General features: G+C 72.9%; 14 protein-coding genes. 7 read left to right on the top strand and 7 right to left on the bottom strand.

What is annotated here, in order from left to right:
• Positions 1-49 precede the first annotated feature (49 nt).
• Complete coding sequence (locus OG861_RS06095) at positions 50-1,429, top strand: NAD(P)/FAD-dependent oxidoreductase (RefSeq protein ID WP_330261407.1); 1,380 nt, start codon at positions 50-52, stop codon at positions 1,427-1,429.
• Positions 1,430-1,443: 14 nt separating this feature from the next.
• Here the strand turns inward: OG861_RS06095 and OG861_RS06090 are convergent, their stop codons facing one another.
• Positions 1,444-2,514: an ATP-dependent DNA ligase gene (locus tag OG861_RS06090; protein WP_329199735.1), complete on the bottom strand. Its 1,071-nt coding sequence runs from the start codon at positions 2,512-2,514 to the stop codon at positions 1,444-1,446.
• A 102-nt stretch (positions 2,515-2,616) separates the two neighbouring features.
• On the opposite strand from OG861_RS06090, the gene ligD reads away from it, so the two are divergent.
• The 4 genes from ligD (at position 2,617) to OG861_RS06070 (ending at position 5,684) form a co-directional block, all read left to right on the top strand.
• On the top strand, positions 2,617-3,639 hold the full coding sequence (gene ligD, locus OG861_RS06085) for a non-homologous end-joining DNA ligase (RefSeq protein WP_329199736.1): 1,023 nt from the start codon (positions 2,617-2,619) through the stop codon (positions 3,637-3,639).
• A gap of 268 nt (positions 3,640-3,907) precedes the next feature.
• Positions 3,908-4,465: a DUF3291 domain-containing protein gene (locus tag OG861_RS06080; RefSeq protein ID WP_330261406.1), complete on the top strand. Its 558-nt coding sequence runs from the start codon at positions 3,908-3,910 to the stop codon at positions 4,463-4,465.
• A 108-nt stretch (positions 4,466-4,573) separates the two neighbouring features.
• On the top strand, positions 4,574-5,380 hold the full coding sequence (locus OG861_RS06075; protein WP_330261405.1) for a VOC family protein: 807 nt from the start codon (positions 4,574-4,576) through the stop codon (positions 5,378-5,380).
• Positions 5,381-5,432: 52 nt separating this feature from the next.
• Positions 5,433-5,684 carry a WhiB family transcriptional regulator gene (locus OG861_RS06070; protein ID WP_190185133.1) on the top strand — a complete coding sequence of 84 codons (252 nt, stop codon included), beginning with the start codon at positions 5,433-5,435 and terminating at the stop codon, positions 5,682-5,684.
• 114 nt (positions 5,685-5,798) lie between these two features.
• Here the strand turns inward: OG861_RS06070 and OG861_RS06065 are convergent, their stop codons facing one another.
• From OG861_RS06065 to OG861_RS06050, 4 genes are all read right to left on the bottom strand, one after another.
• The gene (locus tag OG861_RS06065) at positions 5,799-6,770 is read right to left on the bottom strand and encodes an acyl-ACP desaturase (RefSeq protein ID WP_329199743.1); all 972 of its coding nucleotides are present in this window, start codon (positions 6,768-6,770) and stop codon (positions 5,799-5,801) included.
• Positions 6,771-7,033: 263 nt separating this feature from the next.
• Positions 7,034-8,686, bottom strand: coding sequence for an ABC-F family ATP-binding cassette domain-containing protein (locus OG861_RS06060; protein WP_329199745.1), 1,653 nt, complete (start codon positions 8,684-8,686; stop codon positions 7,034-7,036).
• A gap of 204 nt (positions 8,687-8,890) precedes the next feature.
• Positions 8,891-9,307, bottom strand: coding sequence for an SsgA family sporulation/cell division regulator (locus OG861_RS06055; protein ID WP_329199747.1), 417 nt, complete (start codon positions 9,305-9,307; stop codon positions 8,891-8,893).
• Between the two features lie 177 nt (positions 9,308-9,484).
• On the bottom strand, positions 9,485-9,925 hold the full coding sequence (locus OG861_RS06050; protein ID WP_330261404.1) for a (4Fe-4S)-binding protein: 441 nt from the start codon (positions 9,923-9,925) through the stop codon (positions 9,485-9,487).
• 74 nt (positions 9,926-9,999) lie between these two features.
• On the opposite strand from OG861_RS06050, the gene OG861_RS06045 reads away from it, so the two are divergent.
• Entirely contained in the window at positions 10,000-11,094 is a 1,095-nt protein-coding gene (locus OG861_RS06045; protein WP_330261403.1) for a WD40/YVTN/BNR-like repeat-containing protein, read from the top strand.
• Between the two features lie 225 nt (positions 11,095-11,319).
• Here OG861_RS06045 and OG861_RS06040 read toward each other — a convergent pair whose 3' ends face one another.
• On the bottom strand, positions 11,320-11,622 hold the full coding sequence (locus OG861_RS06040) for a YciI family protein (RefSeq protein ID WP_329199754.1): 303 nt from the start codon (positions 11,620-11,622) through the stop codon (positions 11,320-11,322).
• A 25-nt stretch (positions 11,623-11,647) separates the two neighbouring features.
• On the opposite strand from OG861_RS06040, the gene OG861_RS06035 reads away from it, so the two are divergent.
• Entirely contained in the window at positions 11,648-12,334 is a 687-nt protein-coding gene (locus tag OG861_RS06035) for an endonuclease V (protein WP_329199755.1), read from the top strand.
• Positions 12,335-12,383: 49 nt separating this feature from the next.
• On the opposite strand, the gene OG861_RS06030 is transcribed toward OG861_RS06035, so the two are convergent.
• Positions 12,384-13,589, bottom strand: coding sequence for a saccharopine dehydrogenase family protein (locus OG861_RS06030; RefSeq protein WP_330261402.1), 1,206 nt, complete (start codon positions 13,587-13,589; stop codon positions 12,384-12,386).
• Positions 13,590-13,601 lie beyond the last annotated feature (12 nt).

Raw genomic sequence — 13,601 nt, 5'->3', positions numbered from 1 at the left:
GCTCTGGGCGGTCTGATCGTCGTACGGTTCGTCGGCTCAGGGGGGCTCCATGGCACACGTACTGGTCATCGGCGGGGGGATCGGCGGGCAGGCGACCGCGCTGCTCGCGTCCCGGCGGGGACACAGCGTCGAGCTCTTCGAACGCGATTCCCGCGCCCCCGGTACCGCCCTCGACCGCGACTTCTTCGGCTGGCGCCGACCCACCGTGCCCCAGGCCACCCAGCCGCACGCCCTGCTCGGCGCGGCACGCACCGTACTGCGCGGCGAACTGCCCGACGTGTACGCCGAGATGCTGCGGCTGGGGGCGCGCGAGCGCAGCGAGCTCGACTGGTTCGACGAACGCCCGCCGACGCGACCCGGCGACGACGACCTCGTCATGATCCAGGCCCGGCGCATCCTGCTGGAGAGCGCCATGGCCACCGCCCTGCGCGCCGAGCCGGGCGTCGTCGCGCGCTACGGGGAGCCGGTCACCGGCCTCCGGTTCCAGGGGAGCCGGGTCACGGGCGTCACCTCCGTGGCCGGCACGTACGAGGGGGACCTGGTCGTCGACGCGGGCGGGCGGCGCGGCGCCACCGAGCGGTGGCTGGCCGCGGCGGGCTGCCGGCCGCCGGTGGTGGAGCGGCACCGCACCGGGCTGGCCTACTTCTGCCGCTGGTACCGGCTGCCGGGCGGGCCGGCGGAGGGGCCGCGCCGTCCGTGGGCCGTCACCGGCGGCGCCTTCGCCGGGTGCGCCGTCTTCCCCGCCGACAACCGGGTCTTCGCCGTCACCCTGTTCGTGCACACCGAGGACCCCACGCGCTCGGCGCTGCGCGACCCGGCCGTCTTCGAGGCCGCGGCGCGGGCCTTCCCACCGGGGGAGGCGTGGCTGCGGCTGGGCGCGGAGCCGCTGTCGGAGGTACTGGCCACCGCGAGCCTGGACAACCGGTGGAGCGCGCTGAGCGACGAGCGGGGACCGGTGGTGAGCGGGCTGGTTCCCGTCGGGGACGCCATCACCCACACCAACCCCACGCTGGGGCAGGGAACTTCGCTGACCCTGTGGGCCGCGAGCCGGGTGGCGCGCACCCTGCACCTGGACCCCGGGTCGCCCGGGTTCGCCGCCGGGTACCACGCGTGGGCGGTGCGGACCTTGAAGCCCTGGTTCGACTTCCAGGTGGTCGCGGACGCGGCCATCGGTGAGCGGTTCGCGACGAGGGCGGGGCGTACGGGGACCGCGCGGGAGGTGGCCGCACTGTTCGAGTGCGCGCTGGAGGATCCGGAGGTGATGCGGGCGCGGGCACGGGTGCGGCATCTGGTCGAACCGCCGGAACGGGCGTACGCGGATCCGGAGGTCCGGGCGCGGGTGGCGCGGTGGCTGGCGGACCGGCCGCACTACGCGCCGAACGCGGTGGGGCCGGACCGGGGGGAGTGGGAGAAGCTCACGAGGGGCTGAGGGGGCCGCGGGCCTCAGCTGCCGGGGGTGCCGAGCACTTCGGCCAGGTCGTAGCGGACGACCTCCTCCAGTTGGGCGTACGTACAGCTCTCCGGCAGCCGGTCGGGGCGCCAGCGGCGGAACTGCGCGGTGTGCCGGAAGCGGTCGCCCTCCATGTGGTCGTAGGCCACCTCGCAGACCCGCTCGGGGCGGAGCGGGACCCAGGACAGGTCCTTCTTGCCGGTCCAGCGGCTCTGCGCGCCGGGCAGCCGGGCGCTTTCGTGGGCGGCCTCCTCGGCCCAGGCGGCCCACGGGTGCCCCCCGGGATCGGGCATCCGCAGCGGTTCGAGTTCGGTCAGCAGCTCGGCGCGGCGCTTCATGGGGAAGGCGGCGCAGACACCGACGTGCTGGAGGGTTCCGTGGCCGTCGTAGAGGCCCAGGAGCAGCGAACCGACGATCGGACCGCTCTTGTGGAAACGGAAACCGGCGATGACGACATCGGCCGTACGCTCGTGCTTGATCTTGAACATCAGGCGTACATCGGGCCGGTACGGGAGATCGAGGGGCTTGGCGATCACCCCGTCCAGTCCGGCGCCCTCGAACCGCTCGAACCAGTCGTGCGCGACTGCGGGGTCGGTGGTGGCGGGCGCGAGGTGGACGGGGGGCCGAGAGGTGGAGAGGGCACGGGTCAGGGCGCTGCGGCGGTCGACGAGCGGGGTGTCGAGGAGGGAAGCGTCGCCGAGCGCGAGCAGATCGAAGGCCACGAAGCTGGCCGGGGTCGTCTCGGCGAGCATCTTCACCCGGGAGGCCGCCGGGTGGATCCGCTCGGTGAGGCGGTCGAAGTCGAGCCGGCGGTCGTGGACGATCACGATCTCGCCGTCCATGACGCAGCGGTCGGGCAGATTGTCCTTGAGGGCCGTCACGAGCTCGGGAAAGTACCTGTTCAGGGGTTTGCCGGTGCGACTGCCGATCTCGATCTCGTCGCCGTCGCGGTGGACGATGGCCCGGAAGCCGTCCCATTTGGCCTCGTACTGCATGCCCGGCGGGATGGACGTCACGGACTTGGCCAGCATCGGTTTCACGGGGGGCATCACCGGCAGATCCATGCCTTCGATTCTGCGGCGGGCCGGCGGGAGCCGCGCGGTGTGCGCGCCCGGCCGGATCCGCCCGGTGTGCGGGGCGGCCCGGGGCCCCCTACCGTGGCGGACATGGGTGCTGCGCGTGATGCGATCGAGCTGGACGCGGGCGGGCGGACGGTTCGGCTGTCCAGCCCGGACAAGGTGTACTTCCCGGAGCGCGGCCTCACCAAGCGGGACGTCGCCGAGTACTACCTGGCGGTCGCCCCCGGCATCACCCGGGCCCTGCGCGACCGTCCGACGACGCTGGAGCGGTACCCGGAGGGGGTGGACGGGGAGTCCTTCTTCCAGAAGCGGGCCCCGAAGAACCTGCCCGACTGGATCCCGACCGCCCACATCGCCTTCCCCAGCGGGCGGACGGCCGATGAGATCTGCCCGACCGAGCCGGCCGCCGTGCTGTGGGCCGCCAACCTGGGCTGCCTCACCTTCCACCCCTGGCCGGTGCGCCGCGAGGACACCGAACGGCCCGACGAACTGCGCATCGACCTGGACCCGCAGCCGGGCACCGACTACCACCACGCGGTCGCCGCCGCCCATGAACTGCGGGCGCTGCTGGACGAGGTGGGGTTGCGCGGCTGGCCGAAGACCTCGGGCGGGCGGGGGCTGCACGTGTTCGTGCCGATCGCTCCGCGGTGGACGTTCACCGAGGTCAGGCGGTGTGCGATCGCCCTGGGGCGGGAGCTGGAGCGGCGGATGCCGGGCAAGGTCACGACGGCCTGGTGGAAGGAGGAGCGCGGCGAGCGGATCTTCGTGGACTACAACCAGACGGCGCGCGACCGCACCATCGCCTCCGCCTATTCCGTCCGCCCCCGCCCCCACGCCCCGGTGTCCGCGCCGCTGCGCTGGGACGAGGTGGACGACGCGGAGCCGCGGGACTTCGACATCGTCACGATGCCGGGGCGCTTCGCGCAACTCGGTGACCTGCACGCCGACATGGACGAGCACGCGTTCGCCCTGGACACCGTCCTGGACCTCGCGGACCGTCAGGAGCACGACCACGGCCTGGGCGACATGCCGTACCCCCCGGACTACCCCAAGATGCCGGGCGAACCCAAGCGCGTCCAACCCAGCCGCGCCAAACGTGCGGACCACTGACCCCGCAGGCGGGCGGCGCCAACGCCCCTGCCCCGGCCCCGAAAAGGCCTGTGCGAGAGGCCACTTGGGCAGGGAAATCGCAACTTCGACATGACCCGCGCAGGCAGCTACCTTCGTCTGGTCCTCGGTGGTCGCCCACGGTCGCACAGGGTTTCCTGCACGCCGGGCACGCCGCGACGGGAGGAGTCGCCCCCCCCCGCGAACCCTCGCCCCCATGCGTCAGCCACCGAACCGGATCCCACGCCAGGCAGCCCCCAGGGAGAAACGCATGCCCCGCCTTGCTCTGTACACGTTCGGTGTCCTGAGGTCGCCTCTCGCCGATCCCGCACCTCTCACGCGCGAGTTCTACGACATCGGTGAGGCCGTCTACCGGAAGATCAGTCAGCAGCCCGGATACCTCGCGCACGCGGAAGCGGCAGACGCCGACCGGGGCGGGCTCTTCGAGGCGAACTGGGGTGCGTGGGGAAAGTTCGCCGTACCGACCTGGTACGGCAAGGGCCACACGCGGGAAACCACCGCCCTGGCCGCGACCCTCTCCCTGTGGACCGGCCTGCGCCCCGCCTTCGACGCCGTCTACACCGGTCCGCACCGTGAGGCGCTCAACAGGCGTGGCGACTGGTTCGAGAGGACGGGGCACCCGAACCACGTGTTCTGGTGGGTCTCCGACGGCGTGATACCCACCTGGCAGGACGGGGTCTCCCGGCTGGAGCACCTCCACGACCACGACAGCGCACCGCACGCCTTCACCTTCCGCCACGCGTACGCCCCGGACGGAACTCCGACCAGGACCAAGGGCACCGGTCCGAAGAGCGACCGGGTTCACTGACGAGGGCGGCCGCGGAGGGCGGGGCGGGGATGCCGGGCGGCCGTTGTCAGTGGGGGGTGCCATGCTCGAAGGAGGCAGCAGTCGCCGGCGAAGGGAAGGGGTACCGCCATGCTCAGCACGGACTACAGGGACGGTTCCCCGGTCTGGCTGGACCTCGGGACTCCCGACACCGAAGGCGCGGCCGGGTTCTACCGCGGCCTGTTCGGGTGGGAGTACGCGCCGGGCGGCGAGGAGGTCGGCGGGTACGGGATGTTCCGGCTCGGCGGGAAGACCGTCGCGGGCGGGATGACCGTCACCCCCGAGCAGGGGCCCTCCGCGTGGACGGTGTACTTCCGGACGCCCGACCTGGACGCGACGGCGGCAGCCGTGCGCAAGGCGGGCGGCGCGGTCGCGTTCGAGCCGATGGACGTGCTGGACCTGGGACGCATGGCGGTCTTCACCGACCCGGCGGGCGTCCCGTTCGCGGCGTGGCAGCCCGGCCGGCACAAGGGCATGGACGAGGTGAGGGTGGTGGGCACCCTCTGCTGGGCGGAGCTGTACACGCCCGATGTCGGTGCGGCCGCCGGCTTCTACCGGGCGGTCTTCGACTGGGAGGTCACCGAGATGCCCTTCGAAGGCGGCACCTACACCATGGTCAAGCCGGCCGGCGCGCCCGACGAGGAGGCCTTCGGCGGTCTGGTGCCGATCGCGGCGGACCCGGTGGAGGACACCGAACGCCCTTACTGGACCCCGTACTTCGAGGTAGCCGACTGCGACGCGGCGGCGGCCCGGGTGGAGGAGTCGGGCGGCAAGGTCCGCCTCACCCCCGTCTCCATGGAAGGCGTCGGCCGCTTCGCGAAGGCAGCGGCCCCTTCGGCGCCCGGTTCGCGGTCATCACCAGCGCTCCCGCCCCCGGTGCGTAGGACACGGTGTTGATGAAGCGTTGATCGGACGTCCATCGGCGGCGGTGAGGATCTGCGTCATGTCGATGAACACGAGCGACCGCCCGACCACTGCCGCCGCCGCACCCGCCTGGTACGACCTCGCCCTGTGCGCGCAGACGGGCCCCGCCTTCTTCTTCCCCGAGCCCGGCTCATCGCTGCGCGACGCGAAGCGGCTGTGCGGGGCGTGCGAGGGCCGGGCCGCGTGCCTGGAGTATGCCCTGGCGAACGACGAGCGCTTCGGCGTCTGGGGCGGCCTCTCGGAGTCCGAGCGCCTCGCCCTGCGCCCGCGCGCCTGACCGGCACGGGGCGGGCACGGGGCGGGTACGCCGAAGCCCCGGCAGGGCACGCGGAACGCGGCCCTGCCGTGTGGGCGTCGTGGCTCAGCTCAGCCCTGCCCTGCCCAGCCCAGGTCAGCCCTTGCGCGCCGCGAGCCGCGCCGCGCGGGCGGCCAGCCGCTCGTCGAACTTGCGGGCCTCGGAGTCCAGGCCGCCCATGAACGCGCCGAGCTCCTCCTGGGCCTGCTGCCCCTCGGGGCCGAGACCGTCGATGTCCATGATCTTCAAGAACCGGATCACCGGGCTCAGTACGTCGTCGTGGTGGATCCGCAGGTTGTACACCCCGCCGATCGCCATCTGTGCGGCCATCCGCTCGAAGCCCGGCATGCCGTGCCCGGGCATCCGGAAGTTGACCACCACGTCCCGCACGGCCTGCATCGTCAGGTCCGGGGCCAGCTCGAAGGCGGCGCCCAGCAGGTTCCGGTAGAAGATCATGTGCAGGTTCTCGTCCTGCGCGATGCGGGCCAGCATCCGGTCGCAGACCGGGTCACCGGACTGGTGGCCGGTGTTGCGGTGCGAGATGCGGGTCGCGAGCTCCTGGAAGGCCACGTAGGCCACGGAGTGCAGCATCGAGTGCCGGTTGTCGGACTCGAAGCCCTCCGACATGTGCTGCATCCGGAACGCTTCCAGCTTGTCCGGGTCCACGGCGCGCGAGGCCAGGAGGTAGTCGCGCATCACGATGCCGTGACGGCCCTCCTCGGCGGTCCAGCGGTGCACCCAGGTGCCCCAGGCGCCGTTGCGCCCGAAGAGCGAGGCGATCTCGTGGTGGTAGCTGGGCAGGTTGTCCTCGGTCAGCAGGTTGACGACGAGGGCGATCTTGCCGATGTCGGTGACCTTGGACTGCTGCGGGTCCCAGGCTTCGCCGTCCTCGAAGAAGCCCGGGAAGTTCCGGCCGTCGCTCCACGGGACGTACTCGTGGGGCATCCAGTCCTTGGTGACCTGCAGATGGCGGTTGAGTTCCTTTTCGACCACCTCTTCCAGCGCAAACAGCAACTTGGCGTCGGTCCACGCCTCCGAGCTGCCGAGGTGGGGGGAGGTGATCGTCACGGGTACTCCAGGGGGAACAAGCGAATTACCTACGGTTCCGTAGCCTACGGAGTCGTAGGTTAAGCACGGCATCAAGGACCAGCCAAGCCCCACCCCTCTCTATGAGTGGTTACGTCCGGTTATCTGTGCAGTTTGAGGCTCTGTGGGAGGGCGTGCGGACGGGCAAATCGGAACCGAAATCACGCACGCAGGTGGTCCCCGCCCCCGTCTTGACGCCCGCGGCGCCGGGGGGCCGGCCGCGCCGGCCCCCCGACCGCTCCTGCTCAGCCGAGCCAGAGCGACTCGCGGACCTCCTCGGCCGTCGTCGGCCGGAGCCCCGCCCCGCCGTCCAGCAGCAGCCAGCGCGTGATGCCCAGCGACTCCAGGAACGGCACGTCGTGGCTGGCCACCAGCAGTGCCCCCTCGTACGACTCCAGGGCGCCGGTCAGCTGCCGCACGCTCGCCAGGTCCAGGTTGTTCGTCGGTTCGTCCAGCATCAGCAGCTGCGGCGCGGGCTCCGCCAGCAGCAGCGCCGCAAGTGCCGCCCGGAACCGTTCGCCGCCCGACAGCGTTCCGGCCGGCCGGTCCGCCCGGGCACCCCGGAACAGGAAGTGCGCGAGCCGCGCCCGGATCACGTTGTTCGTGGCGTGCGGGGCGAACCGGGCCACGTTCTCCACGACCGAGCGGTCGTCGTCCAGTACGTCGGCGTCCAGCCGCTGCGGCAGGAACCGGGTCGGCACGTGCGCCGACACCTCACCCGATACCGGGGCGAGCAGGCCGGCGACCGTCCGCAGCAGGGTCGTCTTCCCCGAACCGTTGCCGCCGACCAGGGCGATCCGCTCCGGCCCGCGCAGTTCCCACTCACCCGCGATCACGGGCCCGTGGGCCGGGCGCAGGTCACCGAAGGTCAGGACCCGCCGCCCCGGCGGAACCCGGGTCGCGGGCAGCTCGATGCGGATCTCGTCATCGTCGCGCACCGCCTCCACCGCCTGGTCGAGCCGCTCGCGGGCATCCGCCAGTTTCTCGGTGTGCATGATGCGGTGCTTGCCGGCCGACTCCTGGGCGGCGCGCTTGCGGGCACCCATCACGATCTTCGGCTCGCGCTTGCTGTCCCACATCTTCTGGCCGTAGCGCTTGCGCCGGGCCAGTTTCACCTGGGCGTCGGCGAGTTCGCGCTTCTGCCGCTGTACGTCGGCCTCCGCGACCCGGACCATCCGTTCGGCCGCCTCCTGTTCGGCGGCGAGCACCTCCTCGTAGTCGGTGAAGTTCCCTCCGTACCAGCGGACTTCGCCGTCGCGCAGGTCGGCGATCTGGTCGACCCGTTCCAGCAGCTCGCGGTCGTGGCTGACCACCACCAGCACGCCGGACCAGGACTGGACGGCAGCGTAGAGCCGCCGCCGGGCCCGCAGGTCCAGGTTGTTGGTGGGTTCGTCCAGGAGCAGGACGTCCGGGCGGGCGATCAGCAGGGCCGCCAGCCGCAGCAGTACGCACTCGCCGCCCGACAGCTCACCGACCGTGCGGTCCAGGCCGATCCGGGCGAGGCCGAGCGAGTCGAGCGTGGCCAGCGCCCGTTCTTCCACGTCCCAGTCGTCGCCCACCGCGGCGAAGTTGGCCTCGGTGGCCTCGCCCGCCTCGATGGCGTGCAGGGCGGCGCGGGTGGTGCGGATGCCGAGCGCCTCGTCCACGCGCAGGGCGGTGTCGAGGATGAGGTTCTGGGAGAGGTAGCCGATCGTCCCGGCGACGGAGACCTGTCCGCCGGACGGGGTCAGTTCGCCCGCGATCAGCTTCAACAGGGTCGACTTGCCGGACCCGTTGAGGCCGATCAGGCCGGTCCGGCCCGGGCCGACGGCCAGGTGGAAGTCATCGAGGACGGGAGTTCCGTCGGGCCAGTCGAAGGAGAGGGCGGAGCAGGTGACGAAGGTGGGAGCAAGACTCATGGAGGCCTCCAGGTTGCGTGAAGTGGTGCGAGCAACGTGGGGAGACAGCCGACGGGTGGTGAAGGGTGGTCGTGGTCGGTGTCTCGAACCTCAGAAGAGCAATGTCCTACTCCGTTTCGACGGCAATGGGTCGCCTACGAAGCTACGGGCGGCCGGAGCCGCCCGCAACGCATTTACCCGCGGGGACAGCCGGCCGGAGCGCGCTCAGCGGGGGCCGCGCATCAGCTCGGCCAGGCCGTGGTCCAGGTCGAGGTAGAGGTGCTCCAGCCCCGGCGGTGTGACCGTCGCGGCCCGCTCCAGGAACCGGTGCAGGTCGCGGGTCCCCATGAGCACGATCGCGACGCCCTCGGGCGCGTGGAACTCGATGCTGGTCCGCTCGCCGTCGTACGGGCGCACGCGCACGTCACCCGAGCCGGCGGGGCGGCGCAGTCCCGCCTCCAGCAGCTCGCGCGCGAAGGTCCAGGAGACCTCGACGCCCTCCAGCGTCGCGGGGCCGGGGAACGCCATGCGGACGGCGAAGGGATCCGAGCGGTCGTAGCACAGCGTGACGGGCACGGTCTCGACCTTCGGCGCGGTGGCGACCAGTCGGGCCTGCACGGCCTGCTCGATGACAGTGATCAAGGCTCGCTCCCTTGCGGCGGATCTCTCGCCGGGCTTGGGGTGGGCACCGGCAACCGGATAGACGCCCGAAAGGGCAAATCCGTGCAGGCGCATTCGAGTGAGCTGCGTCACCGATTGGCTTGATCGCCACCGTTCGATCGCACAGAGTGACCGAACGGGGTCGGCGCGGCAAGGTGTTCAGTCGTGGCCACAGGGCCCGGAGTGGTCGCAGTACGGCTGATTACCGCTCATCCCACAGGCGCAAAGCATCACCCTGGTCTCCTGTCGGACGGTGCCGTCCGGCCTGGTCACCACCAGTTCGCCGCGCAGGACCAACTGGCCCGCCGACGACCGTACGACGCTCGTCGGCCGGTCCGGTTCCTCGGCCGGCCCCTCGGTGAGCCGGTACTGGAGCGCCCCCGAGGGGCAGCGGCGGATCACCTCCGCCACCCGCTCCGGCTCGGCCCCGTCGGGCTGCACCCAGGGGCGCTGCCCGGAGTCGAAGACCTCGGGCAGCCCGCCGACGCACTCGGCGGCGTGCAGACAGCGGCCGGTCCCGTAGGTGACGGTGATGTGCTTGCCCGCGTAGGGCTTCGGGTCCTGCGCCGTGTGCTGCGGATGCGGGTCCTCGGGAGGCATGCCGCCAGCCTAGGAACCCGGGCCCCCCGACGCACCCTGGACGGGAAATCCGGCGTGCGTTAGCTTCCCGCGCCATGAGACTTCTGGGAGTTGGGGTGTGCCTGGTGGCGCTGGCGGTGGCGGCCCCGGCCGTGTCCGCGCAGGCGGACACGGGTGGTCCGGGTGACGGCCCGCACGACCTGCGCGGGGCGGGCTGGGTGCTCAAGGCCACGGGCAAGGACATCGTCCGCTTGCGCGGGCTCGCGGCGGTCAGCCGCTCCGCGGCCTGGGTGGCCGGCTCCAAGGGGACGGTGCTGCGCACCGCGGACGGGGGGCGCAGCTGGCACGACGTCTCGCCGCCGGAAGCGGTCGCCCAGGGGCTGGAACTGCGCGACATCGAGGCCTTCGACGAGCGCCGGGCGGTCGCGCTGTCCATCGGGGAGGGCGAGGCCTCGCGTGTCCTGCGGACCGAGGACGGCGGCGCGACATGGACCGAAAGCTTCCGCAACACCGACCCACGGGCCTTCTACGACTGCCTGACCTTCTTCGACGCCCGCCACGGGCTCGCGCTGAGCGACCCGGTGGACGGCCGGTTCAGGCTCCTGGCCACCGACGACGGCGGGCGGAGCTGGCAGGTGCTGCCGGCCGCCGCGATGCCGGAGGCGTTGCCGGGCGAGGCGGGCTTCGCCGCGAGCGGACAGTGCCTGGTCGCCGCCGGACCGCGGGACGTCCTGATCGCCACCGGAGGGGGCGCGGTCTCCCGGGTGTTGCGGTCGGGGGACCGCGGCCGTACCTGGAGCGCCACCGCATCGCCCGTTCCGGCGGGGGACCCGGCCAAGGGCGTTTTCGCGCTCGCCTTCCGCGACCGTACGACGGGCCTCGCGGTCGGCGGCGACTACCGCGCCGACCAGGCCTCCCCGCTGGCCGCGGCCGTGTCCTCGGACGGGGGACGCACCTGGCGCGCCTCCGAGGCGCCGCCGCCCGCCTACCGGTCCGGCGCGGCCTGGTACCCGCACTCCCGTGGTACCGCGCTGGCCGTGGGCCCGACCGGCACGGACGTGACGCCGGACGGGGGCCGGACCTGGCGGGCGCTGGACGCGGGCTCGTACGACACCGTCGACTGCTCGCCCGACGGCGGCTGCTGGGCGGCGGGGGAGAAGGGGCGGGTGGGCAGGCTGGAGCGGCGTTGAAACGCAGCCGGCCGGCGCGCCGGCCGTGAGGAGATCCGCTTCCCCGCGGGCCCGCTCCGACCGTCGCGGTGCTCCTGCGACGCCTGGAGAGCGGGTCGCGCACCCGGGGCGGCCTGCCGGCGGCCGGAGCCGCCGGTAGCGGCCCCGCAACGGCGCGCCCGGCGAGCGGGGCCGGGCCCCGCGCCCGTGATGCGGAGCCCGGCCGTGGGCGGGAGCGTCGGCCGCTCAGACCGCCGGGAGTTCCTCCCGGACGGCGGCGAGTTCCGCCGAGGTCTTCGTGGCCACGAACTCGGTGATGCGGTAGGAGCAGACGCCGGCCACGACGAACGGGTCCCCGGCGGTGATCTCCTCCGCCTCCGAGCGGGAGATGCCGCCGGCCAGGATCACGCCGCCCTCGCGCGGCACCTTGCGCCCCGAGGCGAGGAAGACGCCGGACGCGTAGTAGCGGTCCAGCCACGCGATGTGGGCGTCCATCTGTGCGTCGACGGCTTCGAGCGGCGCTGTGTAGGTGAGCTCCATGATGAACATGATCGCCAGGCTACTCTCGCACCTCATGACGACCTCCAAGACCCCTGCCGACGAGACCGAAGCACGAGCGATACAGGACGAACTGCGCCGCGGCCTGGTGCTGGACGAGCCCGGGCCGCCTCCGGGTGCGGGGCTCGTCGCCGGAGTGGACGTCGCCTACGACGACGAACGCGACCTGGTCGCCGCCGCGGCCGTGGTCCTCGACGCGGCCACCTTGGAAGTGGTCGAGGAGCGCACCGCGGTCGGGCGCGTCAGCTTCCCCTACGTACCGGGACTGCTCGCCTTCCGCGAACTGCCCACCGTGCTGGCGGCACTCGACGCCCTGACCGTCACGCCGGGCCTCGTCGTCTGCGACGGCTACGGGCTCGCCCACCCGCGCGGCTTCGGCCTCGCCTGCCACCTGGGGGTGGTGACCGGGCTGCCGAGCATCGGCGTGGCGAAGAACCCGTTCACCTTCACCTACGAGGAACCCGGCGCCCGGCGGGGCGACGCGGCCCCGCTCCTCGCGGCCGACGGCGCCGTCGTGGGGCGGGCCCTGCGCACCCAGGACGGGATCAAGCCGGTCTACGTCTCCGTCGGCCACCGCGTCTCGCTCGACAACGCATGCGCCCACACCCTCGCCCTCAGCCCCCACTACCGCCTCCCCGAGACCACCCGCCGCGCCGACTCCCTGTGCCGGCGCGCCCTGCGCGAGGCCACGCGGACCGGGTAGCGGTGGTGGGGAGGAGTCCGGCCCGGTCCCGGGTGGGCCCCCGTCGGTCTCAGCCCGCCGTTTCGGCCGCCACGCGGAAGCGGATGCCGGCCTTCTGGAGGCGGTCCAGCAGGGCGTCGCCCATGGCCACCGCCGTGGTGAGCTGGCCGGAGGTTTCCGGGAGGGCGTCGTAGGCCAGGCACAGGGCCGACTCGGCCAGCATCTTCGCCGTCTCGCCGTAGCCGGGGTCGCCGCCCGAGACCTCCGTGAAGATCCGCCGTCCCCCACCCGTCCCCACGAAACGGACGGTGAACCAGCTGCGCGCGCGCCGCTGCGCGTCCGGGCCCCGGCCCGGTTCCCAGCGGCTCATCAACCACCGCCGGGCGGCGGGTACCTGGGCCAGCGCCAGCGTCGCCCCCACCGCCGCCGTGGCACCCACCGCGACCGGCAGGTGCTCCACCGCCGCGTAGTGCCGGTAACGGAAGTCCGGGCCGTACCGCTCCAGGGCGGTGGCCGAGCGGGCCACGACGCGCGGGTCGAGCGTCGGCAGCGGCAGCGCCCACGCGCCGGTCTCGCGGCTGAACCGCGGCGCGCCCCCGGAGCCCCGTACGCGGCGGCCCGGCAGCCGGGGCTCGTACAGCCGGCGCTCCCGGGCGGCGGCCAGGGTCTGCGGACCCCGGCTCATCGCGGTGAGGCCGGAGGCCAGGGTCCCGCCGGAGAGCAGGGCGTTGGAGCGCATGAAACCGTCGACCCGCAGCGGCACCCCGGACGGCAGCCGGTTCACCGTGAAGTACGTCCCGAGGTCGGCCGGGATCGAGTCGAACCCGCAGGCGTGCACCAGCCGCGCGCCGGTTTCCCGGGCCCGCGCGTCGTGGGCGACGTACATCCGGTCGATGAACTCCGGCTCGCCGGTCAGGTCCACGTAGTCGGTGCCCGCCTCCGCGCACGCCGCGACCAGTTCCGCGCCGTACCAGATGTAGGGCCCGACGGTCGTGGCCAGCACCCGCGTGGAGGCGGCCAGTTCCCGTACGGCCCGTGCGTCGGAGGCGTCCGCGCGGACCAGCGGCAGGGTCGCGCACGCCGGTTCCAGGGCGGCGAGGCGTTCGCGCAGCCGCTCCAGCTTGCCGAGGTCCCGGCCCGCGAGGGCCCACCGGCAGCCGGCCGGGGCGTGGGCGGCGAGGTACTCGGCGGTCAGGGTGCCCACGAATCCGGTCGCGCCGAAAAGCACGAGGTCGTAGGCGCGTTGCCGTTCTGTGCGGTGAACCCGGTCGTTCATGACGCTCCTCCC

It is taken from the genome of Streptomyces sp. NBC_00539, assembly GCF_036346105.1.
In the GTDB taxonomy this organism is placed as follows: Bacteria; Actinomycetota; Actinomycetes; order Streptomycetales; family Streptomycetaceae; genus Streptomyces.
Note: the sequence above shows the minus strand (reverse complement) of the source record. Positions and strands in the feature narration are given on the sequence as shown.

Coding starts and splice junctions, on each gene's coding strand:
- OG861_RS06095 (WP_330261407.1), top strand. CDS start 50: ATGGCACACGTACTGGTCATCGGCGGGGGGATCGGCGGGCAGGCGACC.
- OG861_RS06090 (WP_329199735.1), bottom strand. CDS start 2,514: ATGGATCTGCCGGTGATGCCCCCCGTGAAACCGATGCTGGCCAAGTCC.
- ligD (WP_329199736.1), top strand. CDS start 2,617: ATGGGTGCTGCGCGTGATGCGATCGAGCTGGACGCGGGCGGGCGGACG.
- OG861_RS06080 (WP_330261406.1), top strand. CDS start 3,908: ATGCCCCGCCTTGCTCTGTACACGTTCGGTGTCCTGAGGTCGCCTCTC.
- OG861_RS06075 (WP_330261405.1), top strand. CDS start 4,574: ATGCTCAGCACGGACTACAGGGACGGTTCCCCGGTCTGGCTGGACCTC.
- OG861_RS06070 (WP_190185133.1), top strand. CDS start 5,433: ATGAACACGAGCGACCGCCCGACCACTGCCGCCGCCGCACCCGCCTGG.
- OG861_RS06060 (WP_329199745.1), bottom strand. CDS start 8,686: ATGAGTCTTGCTCCCACCTTCGTCACCTGCTCCGCCCTCTCCTTCGAC.
- OG861_RS06050 (WP_330261404.1), bottom strand. CDS start 9,925: ATGCCTCCCGAGGACCCGCATCCGCAGCACACGGCGCAGGACCCGAAG.
- OG861_RS06045 (WP_330261403.1), top strand. CDS start 10,000: ATGAGACTTCTGGGAGTTGGGGTGTGCCTGGTGGCGCTGGCGGTGGCG.
- OG861_RS06040 (WP_329199754.1), bottom strand. CDS start 11,622: ATGTTCATCATGGAGCTCACCTACACAGCGCCGCTCGAAGCCGTCGAC.
- OG861_RS06035 (WP_329199755.1), top strand. CDS start 11,648: ATGACGACCTCCAAGACCCCTGCCGACGAGACCGAAGCACGAGCGATA.
- OG861_RS06030 (WP_330261402.1), bottom strand. CDS start 13,589: ATGAACGACCGGGTTCACCGCACAGAACGGCAACGCGCCTACGACCTC.